Here is an 826-nt window from a genome sequence, read left to right as displayed (position 1 = left end):
TATTCGGTGTCTGGTCGGCACTACTTACTAATGCTATGGCACCATATCGCCATTGATGGCTGGTCGGTCGATATCTTTATGGCTGAACTGGCGGAGATTTACCACTCCTTGCAGGAAGGCCGCGACAGTCAGCTTCCCCCGCTGGAGATTACCTACGGCGATTACGCCGCCTGGCAACGGGACTATTTACAGGGCGACATCGGTGAACGCCAGCTCGCCTACTGGCAACAGGCCCTGTCCGGCTACGAATCACTGGCCCTGCCCACCGATTATCCCAGACCCACACAGGTGAATTATCAGGGACGGGATTTTAATTTTGTACTGGACACCCGGCTGTCTGAACAGTTAAGGACGCTGGCAAAAGCGCAGGAAACCACCCTGTATACCGTGCTGCTCAGCGCCTTTTATCTCACGCTGGCAAAATTGTCCGGGCAAAACGATATCGTCCTGGGGACGCCGACCGATAACCGTCACCACGCCCAAACCCAGTCCCTGATTGGGATGTTTGTCAACTCACTGGCCTTAAGGATACAATTTCAACAAACCGCCAGTGTGGAAGCACTGATTCAACAGACCCATCAACGAGTGACTGAGGCCAAGACCCATCAGGACATGCCGTTTGAACAACTGGTTGAGGCGCTGGATATTGAGCGTGACACCGCCCGCCATCCGATTTTTCAGGTGATGTTCGGGTTGCAGAACTTTGAAGAAAATCCGCCAGACAGTCGTCTGCCGTTCAGGCCGGTGACACTGGATGAATCGTTATACAGCCCTGCTAAGTTTGACCTGAGCCTGTTTCTATCCGATGGGCAAACCGATATTACCG

Annotated in this window: 1 protein-coding gene; it reads left to right on the top strand. The window is 53.4% G+C overall.

Features of this window, described 5'->3' with window-relative positions; translation table 11 throughout:
- The coding region (locus EAE93_RS23925) for a condensation domain-containing protein (RefSeq protein ID WP_214040728.1) at positions 1-826 on the top strand (826 nt) is incomplete at both ends.

It is taken from the genome of Photorhabdus akhurstii (genome assembly GCF_018448925.1).
Taxonomy (GTDB): Bacteria; Pseudomonadota; Gammaproteobacteria; order Enterobacterales; family Enterobacteriaceae; genus Photorhabdus; species Photorhabdus akhurstii.
The sequence above is the reverse complement of the archived record's forward strand: the minus strand, read 5'-3'. Positions and strand labels throughout refer to the sequence as shown.